Source organism: Paenibacillus algorifonticola, from assembly GCF_000971975.1.
GTDB classification, from domain to species: Bacteria; Bacillota; Bacilli; order Paenibacillales; family Paenibacillaceae; genus Pristimantibacillus; species Pristimantibacillus algorifonticola.
In genome coordinates, this window is sequence record NZ_LAQO01000014.1 from 96,647 (window position 1) to 111,112 (window position 14,466).

14 protein-coding genes are annotated in these 14,466 nt (G+C 47.9%); 7 read left to right on the forward strand and 7 right to left on the reverse strand.

The window, feature by feature from the left end:
• Positions 1 to 8: 8 nt before the first annotated feature.
• Entirely contained in the window at positions 9 to 2,084 is a 2,076-nt protein-coding gene (locus WH37_RS18960) for an endo-1,4-beta-xylanase (protein ID WP_046232193.1), read from the reverse strand.
• Positions 2,085 to 2,308: 224 nt separating this feature from the next.
• Here WH37_RS18960 and WH37_RS18965 point away from each other — a divergent pair, with 224 nt between their 5' ends.
• Genes WH37_RS18965 through WH37_RS18980 form a run of 4 tightly spaced genes read left to right on the forward strand, consistent with a single transcriptional unit; the run spans position 2,309 to position 4,554 of the window.
• Complete coding sequence (locus tag WH37_RS18965; protein WP_231594280.1) at positions 2,309 to 3,595, forward strand: XRE family transcriptional regulator; 1,287 nt, start codon at positions 2,309 to 2,311, stop codon at positions 3,593 to 3,595.
• A gap of 22 nt (positions 3,596 to 3,617) precedes the next feature.
• A complete protein-coding gene (locus WH37_RS18970; protein ID WP_046232194.1) occupies positions 3,618 to 3,800 on the forward strand; it encodes a hypothetical protein in 183 nt (60 codons plus the stop codon).
• A gap of 37 nt (positions 3,801 to 3,837) precedes the next feature.
• On the forward strand, positions 3,838 to 4,257 hold the full coding sequence (locus WH37_RS18975) for a hypothetical protein (RefSeq protein WP_046232195.1): 420 nt from the start codon (positions 3,838 to 3,840) through the stop codon (positions 4,255 to 4,257).
• Between the two features lie 18 nt (positions 4,258 to 4,275).
• A complete protein-coding gene (locus WH37_RS18980) occupies positions 4,276 to 4,554 on the forward strand; it encodes a hypothetical protein (protein WP_046232196.1) in 279 nt (92 codons plus the stop codon).
• An 8-nt stretch (positions 4,555 to 4,562) separates the two neighbouring features.
• On the opposite strand, the gene WH37_RS18985 is transcribed toward WH37_RS18980, so the two are convergent.
• From WH37_RS18985 to WH37_RS18995, 3 genes are all read right to left on the reverse strand, one after another.
• Complete coding sequence (locus WH37_RS18985; RefSeq protein ID WP_046232197.1) at positions 4,563 to 5,543, reverse strand: hypothetical protein; 981 nt, start codon at positions 5,541 to 5,543, stop codon at positions 4,563 to 4,565.
• Complete coding sequence (locus WH37_RS18990; protein ID WP_052737067.1) at positions 5,504 to 6,115, reverse strand: RNA polymerase sigma factor; 612 nt, start codon at positions 6,113 to 6,115, stop codon at positions 5,504 to 5,506. Before WH37_RS18990 ends, WH37_RS18985 begins: the two co-directional genes overlap by 40 nt.
• Positions 6,116 to 6,179: 64 nt before the next feature.
• The gene (locus tag WH37_RS18995) at positions 6,180 to 6,632 is read right to left on the reverse strand and encodes a MarR family winged helix-turn-helix transcriptional regulator (RefSeq protein WP_046232199.1); all 453 of its coding nucleotides are present in this window, start codon (positions 6,630 to 6,632) and stop codon (positions 6,180 to 6,182) included.
• 119 nt (positions 6,633 to 6,751) lie between these two features.
• Between WH37_RS18995 and WH37_RS19000 the strand changes: the two genes are divergently transcribed.
• Together WH37_RS19000 and WH37_RS19005 are read left to right on the forward strand one after the other, a co-directional pair.
• Positions 6,752 to 7,225 carry a GNAT family N-acetyltransferase gene (locus WH37_RS19000; RefSeq protein WP_046232200.1) on the forward strand — a complete coding sequence of 158 codons (474 nt, stop codon included), beginning with the start codon at positions 6,752 to 6,754 and terminating at the stop codon, positions 7,223 to 7,225.
• The gene (locus WH37_RS19005; RefSeq protein ID WP_046232201.1) at positions 7,222 to 7,833 is read left to right on the forward strand and encodes a YczE/YyaS/YitT family protein; all 612 of its coding nucleotides are present in this window, start codon (positions 7,222 to 7,224) and stop codon (positions 7,831 to 7,833) included. Before WH37_RS19000 ends, WH37_RS19005 begins: the two co-directional genes overlap by 4 nt.
• A 104-nt stretch (positions 7,834 to 7,937) precedes the next feature.
• Here the strand turns inward: WH37_RS19005 and WH37_RS19010 are convergent, their stop codons facing one another.
• The gene (locus WH37_RS19010; RefSeq protein ID WP_046232202.1) at positions 7,938 to 9,026 is read right to left on the reverse strand and encodes a pentapeptide repeat-containing protein; all 1,089 of its coding nucleotides are present in this window, start codon (positions 9,024 to 9,026) and stop codon (positions 7,938 to 7,940) included.
• A 254-nt stretch (positions 9,027 to 9,280) separates the two neighbouring features.
• Between WH37_RS19010 and WH37_RS19015 the strand changes: the two genes are divergently transcribed.
• Entirely contained in the window at positions 9,281 to 10,072 is a 792-nt protein-coding gene (locus WH37_RS19015) for a GH12 family glycosyl hydrolase domain-containing protein (protein WP_052737068.1), read from the forward strand.
• Positions 10,073 to 10,272: 200 nt separating this feature from the next.
• Here the strand turns inward: WH37_RS19015 and WH37_RS19020 are convergent, their stop codons facing one another.
• Both WH37_RS19020 and WH37_RS19025 read right to left on the reverse strand, forming a co-directional pair.
• Entirely contained in the window at positions 10,273 to 10,839 is a 567-nt protein-coding gene (locus WH37_RS19020) for a TetR/AcrR family transcriptional regulator (protein WP_046232203.1), read from the reverse strand.
• Positions 10,840 to 11,092: 253 nt separating this feature from the next.
• Complete coding sequence (locus WH37_RS19025; RefSeq protein WP_046232204.1) at positions 11,093 to 14,311, reverse strand: bifunctional cytochrome P450/NADPH--P450 reductase; 3,219 nt, start codon at positions 14,309 to 14,311, stop codon at positions 11,093 to 11,095.
• Between the last annotated feature and the right edge of the window lie 155 nt (positions 14,312 to 14,466).

Here is a 14,466-nt window from a genome sequence, read left to right on the forward strand (position 1 = left end):
ATCAAGCCTTATTTCGGCATATCGGCCAGCCAGACCGCTCCCAGCTTGCTCACTGAATCGGATGGCCAAGCGCTGTCATTCCAATAGATTGGCTTGCTTGCGCCAGACGATCCGTCTATGATTTTCACATCAAAACCAATTTCCCGTCCATTTGATCCCTTGATCGCTTTCCAAGGAATGACCGTTTCTACAATATAGCCGGTGGCAATCGCTCTGGTCACATAAGAATAGCTGCCTTTCTGATGATTCAGTCGGGGAAAAATCAGCCTTCTTACTTCTTGTCCATTTTCGCTGCCCTCCTGCCCATTCTCCTGAACATAGAGCTCCACCTGATCAGCGTCATCGCGGGTTTTATCCGCTACAATGACCTGTACATACAAGTTCGTCCCGTCCCATAGCGTCTTAAAGCTTGTCTTCTCGCTTCCCGTCTGCGTAAGCCGGGAAGAAACCGCTTGATCCCAAATCTGATCGACCGACTGCTGCACTCTCGGCGAAGCCCCTAAGGCAACGGTCCGGCTCTGCGGGTCTGACGGCAGCTGCGACGAATCTGCGACTCCCCAATAAGCTGGCTTAGCTTGCAAGTCCGTATCAAACAGCAGCGCCTGATTATTATACGTCTTCTCATCCTGCACACCCCAGAAGGTCACAGAAGAGATCGATTTACTGTATTTTTTATAAAGCTCCAGCAGCTCTTTGTAACGATATGCCTGCTGAACGGCAATTGCCTCTGGCATCGCCGTGCCGAAGCTGATCCGGGTATCGATGTCCAGCTCCGTAATTTGAATATCCAAGCCGAGTCCGGCAAACAGCTTGATCGTTTTCTCAATTTCCAACGTCGATGGCGACTCCAGTTTGTAATGGGATTGCAGCCCTACGCCGTCAATCAGCCCCTTGCTCTTGAGGCGCTTGACCAGTTGATAAATCTGCTGCCGCTTTTGCGGTGTTTCCGTCCCATAGTCATTGTAATAAAGCTTGGCCGACGGATCGGCAGCACGCGCAAATTCAAACGCTTTTTCAATGTAATCCGGTCCTATCGTTTTATACCATGACGTTTGGCGAAGTCCGTTTTTATCGCCGCCTGTGTCCGCAATCGCTTCGTTGACGACATCCCACGCGTACACCTTGCCCTTGTAGCGCTTCATCACCTTCTCGATATACTGCTTCATACGCTGCAGCGCTAGCGTTCGGCTAGCTGGCTTGCCATTATTGTCCCAATACATCCATTCCGCCGCATCGGTATGCCAGATGAGCGCATGGCCGCGCACTACCATATCATTCGCCTCGGCAAAGCGGACGTAACGATCGGCTGCCGCAAACGCAAATTGCCCCTGCTTGGGCGCCAGAAATTTTGGCTTCATCTCGTAGGTTGCAGTTAAGCTATTGAAATGCTTTTTGAGCAAATCTCCATAAATGCCTTCCATTTGCCACGGATATACCGCCGCTCCAATTGCAAAATCGTCTTTATAAACCTCCTTTATTGCCGGAATATTGTCCTCTATCACCATGTCGGAAATAACCGCTATCGACACATCATCCACATAAAAGGCTGTCGTATCGACCGTATCATCCGTTATGTAAGGCGTTTCCAGGTACAGTTTCAGCTCGGACGGGGTGTCTCCATGAAGAAACGTTCCTTTGAGCTCATGCCACTCTTGCCATTCCTCCTTCTTGATTGTCATTTGCTTCAGCGGGCTCCAGCTTGCCGCTCCCGAATTTTTATAAACGGTCAACTGCATCGTTATATCCTTGGCCGGCTTTTCCTTCAGCTTAATATAAGCTGAGATTTCATATTCTTTATTAGGGAGCAGCTGCTTCCTGAGATCGAGCATCGGGCCATTGTAGGTGCGCTTTCGCCCCTCTACCAGCATGCTCCCGCTGCCGGTGTTCGCCTCTTGCTTGTTGAGGCTAAGCTTCTCGTGTCCGATTCTGGCTTTCCAGCCTTGCAGGCTGCCATCTTCAAAATCGCTATCCAGCACAATCTGTGGAACCTTGTCCGCTATGACAGCATTGGAGAAGGGAAGGGCCGCACCTATGAAAAGCGACATCACCATCCATGAAGCCAATATTCGTTTTTTGAACTGCATTTTTGTCCTCCTTCTAGTCGTTAGAGACTGCGACGAAAAAAGTACCGCTAATTTATTGACAAAACTCCCAAGACCGTGGAGATTTTGTCAATAAAAGCGGGTACTAATTTCCTCGCAGCTCCTTAGCATCGGGTTATTCCCCTTGGAGCTTGGGGTAAGTTACTATTATAAGATAAATTATGCAACCAGATGGGCAAGATGAAAGATTATTAACCTTGAGGAGGATGAATTTGCTAAAAGAACGGGTTGAGTTTCTATGTAAAAAACGCGGTTTAGCACGCAAGGAATTGGTCGAAGGGCTGGTGACGCAAGCGCATTTTGCAAATATTTTGGCGGAACGCTATCCGTTTGCCGATGATTTGGCTGAGCTGATTGCCGCCCGTCTCGCCGTCTCTCCCGAGTATTTAATCCATGCAACCTTGCAGGATGAGGCGACGCTTGAACGCGCAGAGGAGATTTTCGCCCGGCTGTCGCAGCCCGTTTCAGCGCTTACTGAGACTGATGTCAATGAACTGGATGACAAAAATAACGCGCTAACGATTGAGCTGACTACCGCGCTGATGAAAGCCGTCTATTATCAGCAGATGAATGATGGCGATGCTTATGATTATATTCACCGCACTTATCTTCATCATTATTTAGAGAAGTTTGGACGCGAAGACGAGCCGGATTTGCCCGTCCCGCTCAAAAAGGCGCTATTTTTGTATAAAATCCAGCATTACCGCTCCAAAAATCAATATTTCGAAGCGCTAAATAATAGCAAGCGGTTAAGCGCACTTGTGGAAAAAGGCTCGGAAATCTGGTTAACGGTACAAAATTTCCTAATGGAAGCCTCTGTATATAGCAAGCAATATGAAACGGCCAAAGCGATTTATGAGCAAACGATGCAGCATGTATACAGCGAGCGGCTGTACCATCGGTTATCCGGCCAGCATCTTGCCTACAGCGGCTACTGCTTTGCGATGGGACTTTATGAGGAGGCTCTGCTCGCTTTGTCGATGGCTGAAGCCCATCTCGTCTATACGCCGAGCCCCGGCGACCTTTTTCCGTCGATTATGAATAATCGCATCATTATGCTGACGCTGCTCGGCGAGCTGGATAAAGCCTCGGATGAAATTTCCCGCTTTGAAGAGCTCGCGCAGCAGGAAACGGCCGAAACGAAGCTGCTGCTTTTGCCGCTTCTACTAATCTATCGCTGCGAGGTTGCCTTCGCCTCCAAAAACTGGGGCCTGCTCTCGCAGGGACTTAGCTTGCTTGCGAGCTATTCGCTGAACGAGGATCAGCAAATGACCGCCCTATTTTATGAAAGCCAGCTTGCCTTGTCGAGTGTTAAAAAAGAAGCTTTTATGGAAGCCGCCCTATCCTGCCTGCCTTATTTCGAGCAGACCCAGCAGACGATGCGTTTGGAGCAGCTTTATGAGACGCTCGCTGTCGCCTCCGAAGACAGTCGCCGCTACAAGGAATCAGCGCTGTATTACCGCAAACTGGTCTATTTATTGCGAAATAAATAGGCGGAACAAGGCGGCATCCAAAGTGAATGCCACAAAACAAACGGCGCTGCGGCTCATTGAATCGCCAAAACCGGCTGTTTTTTTGCTCAAAGCCCCTTCCGGCACAAAAAAATCAGCTATTTTCGCTGCTCAAGCTTCGTTTTTTAAGATTTGTTTACATGTGCCGGATTGTATTGAAAGGCTTTCCAGTCTGCCTCATACTTAAATTAAGCTACAAAATATGATGAGAACGAGGTGTTGTTATGTTTAACTTATTCGGAAAGAAGAAAAGCAAAGAAGAGGCTTTGGAGTATGCGGATAAGAAGCTTAACAAGGGGCTCTCCGGCATGATGATGAAAGGTTTTGTTCCTAAGGAGCATCGCGACATGATGAATCAAAGCCTCAATCAGGCAAAGCAGGCACATATGGCGTCCACTGGCGCTATTCCTATTGCCGCAACTGCGACCGTGCTTTCGATAACAGATACGGGCAAGCTCGTTAACTTCGATCCGATTGTCCTTCTTGCGCTTAACGTCACCGAACAAGACGGACGCACCTATCAGAAAACGATGGAAACCCTGGTCTCCAAGCTGCAAATTCCGCGCCCTGGCGATCAAATTGGGCTTGGCCAAAATCCAGCCAATTCTTCCGAGCTGATTTACATGGGCTTGCTGACACCTTAAAAAGAACGAAGGGGGAACTTGACGAGAAAAGGCGGCACGCAATATCCCGCCGAGTTGAAAGCAGTCATCCCATTGTTGTCGCTGGCCGAATTTAAAGCAGGGGCCGTCGTGCCCCTGCTTGTTTCCCAGCAAGACAGAAACAAAATTGCTTTATCCCGGGAAGGTGAAGTCGCCACCTCGGATATTCATGCTTTAATGGATGAGCAGCTAACGACCTCTTCTCCGTCCGATCCGTCTAAAATTGTCCTCGCCCTGCCAGCAGAAGCCGCTGATTTAAAGCAAACGTTCGGCTACTAAATCAAAGCCTATTTAAGCACCTTAATCGATTCGCCAGCCAGCGCCAGCAGCTCAGCTTTCGTTAACCTCTTATTCCCGAGATCTGTAAGCAAATAAAAAGCATCCTGCTTCTCGTCGTACCACTGGGCATAATGATAGTTGTACTTCTCGCTAATAGTCCGCTTATTATATATTACTTCTATTCCCTCTACCTTGATCTTCTCGGCATTTTGACCGGAAGGCAGCGATATATATACATTTCCGCCATCCAAAGGGTTCTTGGTTAATTCCGATTTATAATCCCCCTTGGTATAGACCGCGCTTAACACGCCCGATTTATTCCATGGCACAGCTTTCATGAACAGCTTCTTTCCATCTGCTCCGGCAGCAGCCTGTGCCTTCAGCTCCGACAGCACTTGCTTATAGGCTGCCGTCTGCTTGTCCGCATCGGTACTAGGCATATAAGGAGCTACTTTGCCGGAAACAAAGCTGTAGCCGCTCAGCTTCTGGGGCAGCAGCTGCGCGCCAGTCCGATTTGCCTCCTGTTTAAAGGCGGCATAGGTGCCCAACGGCTTTTCTTTGTAGGTGTACAGTGCCTCATCTTCTTTCCCTAACACATAAAAAGCAACCAGCTCGCCCGGCTTGGCAAATTTTTGGGCTTTATTTAAATAGTTTTGGTACGCCTTGTTGTCTGCACTGTCTGTTTGCGGCGTTATTGCATCGATTGTCTGCACCTTAATTTCGCCAGCCGAGTTGCGAATTTCAATATACTGGCTTGCCGCATAGGCGCTTACGGATAGCACGAGCAGCAGCATGAGCGCCCCGCTGAATGCCGTCGTGCGCTTCATTGCGGGACGCATGAAGGACCGTCGTCCCTTTCTGCCTGCTGCAGCTCCCCCTGAAATTCGCTCCATCACAGCTTCAGTCACATCGATCGCTGGAAGCCCTCCATTTGCTGCGGCTCTGCTCGTTATATCGTCGTATTCATGATCGAAGCGGATTCGCTCCATGCCTCTTCCCCCTTATTTTGCAGCTGCTGTTTGATCTTTTGCTTTATGCGGCTCATTCTCTTTTTCAGCGCATCCGGATTTTTCCCCATAATTACACCAAGCTCGGCATACGATTTCTCCTCAAACACTCGCAAAATAAGCAAATTTCGCTCCTCCAGCGACAAATTTGCGAGAGCCGCCGCAAGCGCGGGCGTATATAGCCGATTGTCCAACTCCTCTTCCGCGCTTGCAGCCGTAATCTCATTCGGACGAAACAAACGCAGCCACTGCCGTTGCAGACGCTGCCTTCGCAGCATATTGAGACAATGATGATAGGCAATTCGATACAGCCACGCAGAAAAATGCACCTTGGGCGCATACCCGGCTATCGCCTCATACGCTTTAACAAAAATATCCTGAACCGCATCCTCTGCATCCTGCCGATTCGCCAGCATCCGCCAGCAATAATGATAAAGCGGCTGCTGAAAAGCTTGTACGACCGCAGCATAAAGCTCCGTCTGCCCTGCCTGAACAGCGGTGACCAGCCGTTCCAGCTCAGTTGCTTCCAATTGATTATGCAGCGATGTGAGCACCTCCTTCTCTGTTTGTATACTCTCTATAACACCTGACGTCAGAGAAAGGTGACCGCGGGCCGTATTAATATTTACGTTTGTTTCCCTTTTTCACAAACTCCCAATCCACTTCAATATTTTTCCTCACCCGCTGCAGAAGCTGAAGCATATGATCCGCTTCTTCCAGCGAAAATCCGGCCAATGCAACCGTATTGGAATGCTCGCCTTCACGCTTTAGAAATGGATAAACAGCTTCGCCCTTTTTTGTCGGGAACAGTTTTTTGATTTTTTTATTGCTTTCATCCTCTTTTTTCAAAATAAAGCCTTGCTCCTCCAGCCTCTGGATAGCCCGGGCAGCTGTCGTTCGATCTACCTTAATCATCTCTGCCAGCTTTTCTTGAATGATGCCCGGATTTTCACAAATGCGCACCACATATAAATACTGCCCTTTTGTCAGATCAAATTGTTTAAATTCAATATTGCTAATGGAATCCAAAGCACGAGCGATCATGCCGATTTCACGAAGAATGTCTTTCATTGGTCTCATTTCCCCTCATTTTTCATTTTGTTGCATTTACAACAAAAATGAATTCATTTATACTATTTTAAAGGCTTTAAAGCTAGCACTTATACCTATATGGAAAAGGACTGAGGCATTTGTATTCAAGCGTTATACAAACTCAAGCTGATTTAACCATTGCTATGCATATCCGGCAGCTCGTTTTTGTCGAAGAGCAAGGCACACCCTTGCAGGATGAATTTGATGAATTCGACGATTATGACGCGCTGAAGGATCGCGTGCAGCATATTTTAGTTTATTATAACGAAAAACCGGTCGGAACTGGGCGTTTAAGAACGGTAGATGGATTCGCCAAGCTCGAACGCATCTGTATTTTGCCAGCTTATCGGCAATTTGGACTAGGAAAAGTGATCGTTTATGCTTTAGAGGAAATAGCCAAGGGACTCGGATATACACGATTTAAATTGCATGGGCAGCAGCAAGCAGAGGGCTTTTATCATAAGCTCGGCTATCAAACCGTCTCGGACCTATTTATGGAGGACGGAATTCCGCATGTTTTAATGGTAAAAGCATTAGTCGCCGAGGGCTCAGGAAAAGATGGGGTTCTGTGAAATATTTCTTTTATGCGACAGGCATTTTAATGATGTCTCTTGGCATCGCCCTCACGATTGAATCGGGCTTTGGGGCATCGCCGTTTGATGCGCTTCTGGTTGGCTTAGCCAACCAGGTCGGGCTTACGGTGGGCAGCTGGGAAATTATTATTGCTCTTATCATGGTCGGCATTAATTCGTTATTATCCAAAACAAGGCCCGAATTTAAAGGATTGCTTACCGCTTTTATTGCTGGCCTCAGCATCGATCTATGGCTTTATGTGCTGCAGGCCTTCGCCCAGCCGGAAATGTGGCTTAGCAGGCTGCTGTTTCTGGGACTTGGTCTACTTATCGTTGGAGCAGGCATTGCCTGCTACTTGCAAACGCATGTTGCGCCCATTCCTATGGATCGCTTAATGCTCCTGATTCGGGATATGAGCGGCATGGGCATTCTGCTTTCCCGAACGTTGATCCAGCTTTTTTTCTTAATGATGGCCTTTCTATTTCATGGGCCAATAGGAATTGGAACGCTGTTAACCGTCTGCCTAGGAGGTGTAATCCTTCAGTTTTTTATGCCGTATGCGGCAAAGCTGATTCCAGCTGACAAAAGCAGCAGCTTTAACGAATGAGCCTTTTCGACGCCCCTTTAAAACAAAAAGCCTTGAAGCGCATTCGCTGCGCCTCAAGACTTTGGTTATTTTGTTTACTCTATGAATTCCCTCCAATGCTTGATTTAATCAACCCACCGTATGCTATGAATCTGTTCCTCTGAAAAGCTGTAGCTATCTTTTATTCGACGGGAAAATAACGCATGCTGAAGGTTTGCTCCTTCAAAGCTAGTCCGACCTAAAGTAGCCCCGATGAAGCTCGCGCCTTCCAGATCAGCATGATCGAAGCGCACGCCCATCACCCCCGTTCTCCGATGATCTCTCGGCTCATGGCCGCTCACATAATCAAACACCGCTCCGCGCAAATCAGCATGGCGAAAATCGGCTTCCGGCAGTGACGAATATCGAAAATCCGACTCGGGTGCGAGGCAGCCATTCCATCTTGTACCCATCAGATCACAGCGCTGAAAGCGGCTTCCCTGCAAATGGCTGCCGCTGAAATCCGCATACCGCAAATCATTGGATTCCGCTCGCACCCGGGGCAGCATCAGATTACGGTAGCACCCATAAGCAATGCTGCTTGCCTTGCTCTCTTCCAGACGCCTGCGGATTTCCTTCACATCCTGCAAGCCTTGATAATCGACCAGCACATCCTCGCTAAGATCTGTATATTCGCCAATGCTTATACGCAAAGCAAGCTCCCGCTTAATGGACTTATATTCCTCCAGCAAAATAGCTTCCGGCATCGCTGCCCGCAGCAATGCAACCGCAAATAAATGATAACAGCCCACTGCTTTCAGCATCATCGCTTCAAATTCCGTGGACTTGGCGGATTCCCCAAATCCTTCGTACGATTCAGTCATTTCCTGTATAAACGCTGGCAGCGAGTGATATAGCCAAGCGGCATCATATTCCTCAAACAGCGGCGCCGAATTTTCATACCATCTTTCCGAATACGCTTCAATGAAATAACAGGAATGATCCATCATCGACCTGCGCAGCAAGCAAAAATGGATAAGTGAAATGGGCCCTTTTTTATCCGATTCCTGCATTTCCCTAATTCGTAAGCATATACGCTTGAAGGTTTCCAGAAACTGATTGATCCACTGCTCCTGATGATGCTGAAGCTCCTCTTCTATCGCAGTCATTTTTTGGTCCAGCGCCGGGAGAAACTGATGCTCATAAAAATATTGCACGATGTTCTTGTTATTCATCTTTACACGCATCCTTCCAATAACAAGGAATTCCACCCTATAATTAACTTCGGATTTCGCGCGACAAAACTTTAGTTTTTAGGGCAAAATGCCCAGGAAACTTCAAATTTTCTTTTTTCAAAGATACCTCATATTAACAGTTACCCTAAAAATAGTATGATTAAATCACTAATTTTCAGGGTGTTCTCTACCTCCATATATTGCTAAAATACTAAATGAAAGCGCTTCACAAAACTATTAATGGAGGGATTTAGTTGAAGAACAAGCTTCGCAACAGATCATTCATTTTGATGATGATAGCCGCTATGCTCACTCTTGTACCTGCATCGGCTTATGCGGCATCCGACTCCACACCTTATGCCAAGCTAAATTTTAACAGCAATAAATATTATTTATTTAATAACTCATGGGGCAGCTCGGGTATTTCCGGCTGGTGGCAGACCGTTTATCATAACAGCAATACGAACTTTGGCTATGTGTGGAATTGGAAGGCAACCACAGGCGGCGTGAAAGCTTACCCTTCCATTGTGAGCGGCTGGCACTGGACAGAGGGCTATACACCGGGCAGCGGGCTGCCGACGCGGCTCTCTGACAACAAAGCGATTAACAGCGGCGTAACCTATACCCTTGATCCTGCAACGAATGGCCAATATAACAATGCCTATGATATTTGGCTGCACAACACGGGAACGGCAACGTGGAGCAGCACGCCAACGGAGGAAATTATGATTTGGAACCGCTGGACAAGCGGCGTTGGCCCCATTGGCGGGCTTGTTGCATCCAACGTTTCCATTGGTGGACAAGGCTACGACGTTTACCGCGGGGAAATTACCGATAACGGGGTTCATCAATGGTGGGTTTATTCTTTCCTCAAACGGACGCAGACGGATAATTTCTCAATCAATGTGAAAAATTTTACCGATTATCTCGTTGGCAAAAACTATTTTCCAACAACCCGCTACGTCAGCAGCATAGAATACGGCACCGAAATTACAAATGGCAGCGGCCAAGTTAATTATTCGAACTTCTACGCAAACGTTCAATAACCTTTAATATAGAACGAGCAAGCGGCTCTCTCGTCCCCCCTAATACGGCGAAGAGGGCCGTTTTGCTGTGCTTGGTGAGAGATTTGGTCAGAGCTGGGCAGTGGAATTCAGAGAGGCAATTGAATCATAAAAGTTCTTGTCGCTGTTTACACCAACAAGAACTTTTATAGGATAATCTTCATAGGTTGTACTTTTGTAAATCATGGGGTTTTAAAACCATGGTAGAAAGTATCCACGACCAATGCCGCTGCGGATTTTCTGGCAATATCCCCGCTTACGACTTGCTGCCACGTCAGGAATAGGAGTGAATACAGGACATTCACAATCCAGTTCTTATCTACATCATGGCGAAAATAACCTTTTTGCTGCAACAAACCGATGACATGCAGCACGGGTTCCCTCAGCTTTTGATCTGCACCAATAATTTCCTCGTTGTAATTAATGGTTGTATCATGGGCAATGAAGTGAAGTTTGTCCCCTAACGGGATGAGCGCTTCAATGAGCATAGGGATGTAGTTTTCACATTTGTCCTCATCCAGTTGAATGCCTTGCATGGTTTCACTTACGACCTCGATTGCGCGTAAGCCCAGGTAAATCATCAATTGCTCCCTGCTTTCCACATACCGATGTAATGTAGCGATCCCGATTCCTGCCGAATCTGCAATTTCATTCATCGAGGCATTTGGCTTCTCAATCAGCAGCTTGGTCGCTTCATCCAGAATGGCGTTAAGCCTCGTTTGCTTGATCGATGTCATTTCTGTTCTCATCTTAGTACACTCCTTGGAGAGTATTATTCTATAATTGATTCAATTTTCAATCATATGGTAGGGTATTACAATAAAATTATAGCATAAGCGTGAATACAACTGAGCGTTCCGGAATCGAATCCGGTCCCCTTACCAAAGCTTGCTTCCTCAAAACTGAAATGTATCCCTGGGGATATGCTTTTCTATAGAGCTATCTCCAGAGATGACATCCCGGTTTTAGCTTTCAATTGTTTTTACATCATGCTGCCGTATGTTATGATACAGTCGGTTTGGAGTTGCCGGCCCATACATCCTTTACATAACGGCTTTCTTCCTCTAACTGTTTGAGCCAGCGATCTCCTGCTTCTGGACTTGCTCCATGCCTTTCCTGATAGGCTGCCTTTAATGTCTCCTCCACAGCAGGAGCCATTTGGCTGCCGTCACCACACACATATATCTTGCCATGTTGTTCCATAAGATCCATCAGCGATGAAGACACCTGCTTCATTAAATCCTGTACATAGGTTCTGGGTTCATTAGGCACGCGTGAGAAAGCAGTATGCAGCTTAACAACACCCTCCTGCTCGAACTGGATCAGCTCGTCTCGATACAGGAAATCCATCTCGTTCCTGCACCCATAGAACAGATGAGCTTCTCCCAGTGTCACCCCTCGCTGTTTCAGGATGGATCTGGCCTGCAAAAATCCTCTGAACGGAGCAACTCCCGTTCCTGGCCCGATCATGATGACAGGAGTAGCCGCCTCTTCCGGGAGTCCAAATCCGGATTCCGGCGTCTGCACAAACATCAGAACACGGTCACCTTGTACACGATCAGCCAAATAAGAGGAGGCGACCCCCGCATACTCTCCTTTACCGCTCCATGCCTGATCCCTGACGACGCCTACCGTAATACTAACCTCTCTCGGATGAAGCAGCGGAGAGCTGGATATGGAGTAATACCTCGGCTTAAGCGGAGGCAGCAACTCCAGCAGCCTGACAAAGGGAAGCTCGCAGGCTTCATATCGTTCAAGCAGCTCCAGCATGGTTACTCTATGGCCAAGGATATACTGGGTGTAGCGTTCAGTCTCCATCATAGACTCCAGCTCACGACGATGGGGCGGACAAACGGTATGAACGGCCAATTCCTGCAGCTGAGAGCGTGTGACCGGTGCCTGAATCTCCACACAGGATCTGATCAGCTCACGTACGTTGACGGATCGGTCTAAGGGCAGATGGGTCAGATGTGAACCGTCGGTGCTCAAGCAAATCATTTCACTGCCATCCATGCCAAACCGTGCCAGAATGCGGTCTACATTTATATCCCGGTTAAGAGGCAGCACGCCGATGTGGTCACCCTCGCGATAGCTGATACCTTCGGGAAGGAGGATTTCGATATGGCGAGTGCTGCGTCCACTTTCAGAGGCTTGCAGTTCCCGGTTATTTTGGACAGTCGCATAGGCAGCATGATAGGTTTTTCCGTATGGGACTTGAGGCGGCCCCTCAACAAATTGCAGCTGAAGCGTACTTGGATTGGCTGTCTCGCTATGATTCACTTGTATACCGAGCGCATCCGTAACCGTTGGCCACATCGCATCCAGCCACTCCTTGACCTGCTGTTCCATATCGCCCCCTGCATCGACTTCCCCCCGGGTTACAAGTCTTTGGGCACCTATGGCAACCAGCCTCTCATCAATAAAGCGCGGGATGCTCTGGTATGTTCCCGACCAGGCCCGGTCTCCGCAGCCTAATACCGCATACCGAACGGCTTGCCCCTCATCTGTTCCGGCCCCTTTCAGCCATTCTACAAATGCCGACGCATTGTAAGGAGCCTTGCCATTGTATGAAGCAGTAACGATAATGACGATGCCTTGGCCCTGCAATCTTCCACTCCATTCATTGAGTGGTGCCACTTCACTATGGATTCCGTAACCAAGGGCCGTACTCGTGATCTGCCGGGCAATGCTTTCCGCTGTACCCAGGTTTGAGCCATATAATACAAGCAGCGATCCATTGCCACTCGGCGTTCCAACTATTGCTGGCCCAACCTTATCCGCAACACTAGATAGAGAATCTGCAGGTTTTGTCTCCGGTGCGTCTATTATCCCTACGGTTCCACTCATGGATACCTGCTCGTGAGGTCTAACCCGAATCTTGAAATCACCAGGCTTCAGCGTCAGAGTCTGCTTAACATCCAATGTATAGTTGTCGTAATCGATCAAGTCAAAATGCTTCAGTACCATACCCAATACTAATGTGGCTTCATAGAGGGCAAACTGCATGCCGATGCAGGCACGCTCACCATTCCCAAAAGGCTTGTAAGCATGATGGGGAACCTTGGACGGATCTTCGAACCGCTCAGGCCGGAAAAGAGCGGCATCCTCTCCCCAGGCGGCCGGATCGCGATGCAGTTGAGGCAGAAGCACACTGAGACTCTGTCCCTTTGGAATGGGATACTTCCCGCCAATGACCGTATCCTCCCTTGCATAAACGTCGAATCCTGGAGCGGTCGGCCACAATCGCAACGATTCATTTAATATCAGACGGATATAGTTAAGCTGAAGAACCTCCTCATATTGCGGGGTTGGACTTGTCAGCACGCGGTCTACTTCTTCCTGAGCCTTCGCGAGCACTTCCGGATGCTTCAGCAGAAAATATATCGCGAAGGATAACAGACCGCTCGTTGTTTCATGGCCGGCTATTAGAAAGGTAATGATCTGATGACGAATGTTTTCGTTGTCCAGCATTTCTCCGGTTTCCGGGTCCTTGCCTTCCAGCATGCGTGCCAGTAAATCTGTCTGTCCCGGCTCGGCACTTGCCTTACGTTCAGTGATGATCTTATCCACCAGCGTGAACATCGTCTGAATATCCTCATCAAACTGGCGTTTTGTTTTGAACATTAGCATATTTTGAATTTTCATTCGCGAGCCTCTGAGCATCGCTTCGTTCAATGCGCGAACCATGCTTTGGACAAACGGGGCATGATCTTCCCGGTAAAAGCTGTTGAAGCGATAATTGAATCCGCACAATCCAATCGTATCCAGCGTCAACCGGGTCATATCATCGGCTACATCGATAGTGTCCTGCGGGTTTAGCCGTGCCCACTTGAGCATTAACTGATCGGCGATGTCAATCATCATGGAGTGATATCCCTTCATCGCCTGCTTGCTGAACGTGGGCAGCAGTATGTTGTGCGCTTTTTTCCAGTTCGGCTCATGCGTCCAGCTTGTAAACAATCCGTCACCGCCGAAGGCGCGAACGTTCTGCAGCTCGTTGTATACATATTTATCAAATCGGGTCACATCGCATACCTCAGCAACGAGTTCATGGCCTGAGACGATTAAACTTGATAGTCCCGGTGCAGTAAATTTGAAAATAGGTCCGTATTTTTCTGCCAAAGCTCCAAGGGATAAGGTTGGCGAGTCTACGTCAATCAAAGGCAAATTGCCTAGCGGACCATACGTTGGGGGGTGGGGAATAGAGATTTTGTCTTTCATCTTCTATCATTCCTCTCTTTATGTGTTGAACATGATTAATTATTAAAATCGCATTAAGCTACGGTGTACTTAATCAATATTAAAAAATAAGAGTAAAACAAAAAAATATTATCAAATGATAGTTTAATCTATCATTCGATAATATTATAATGCCT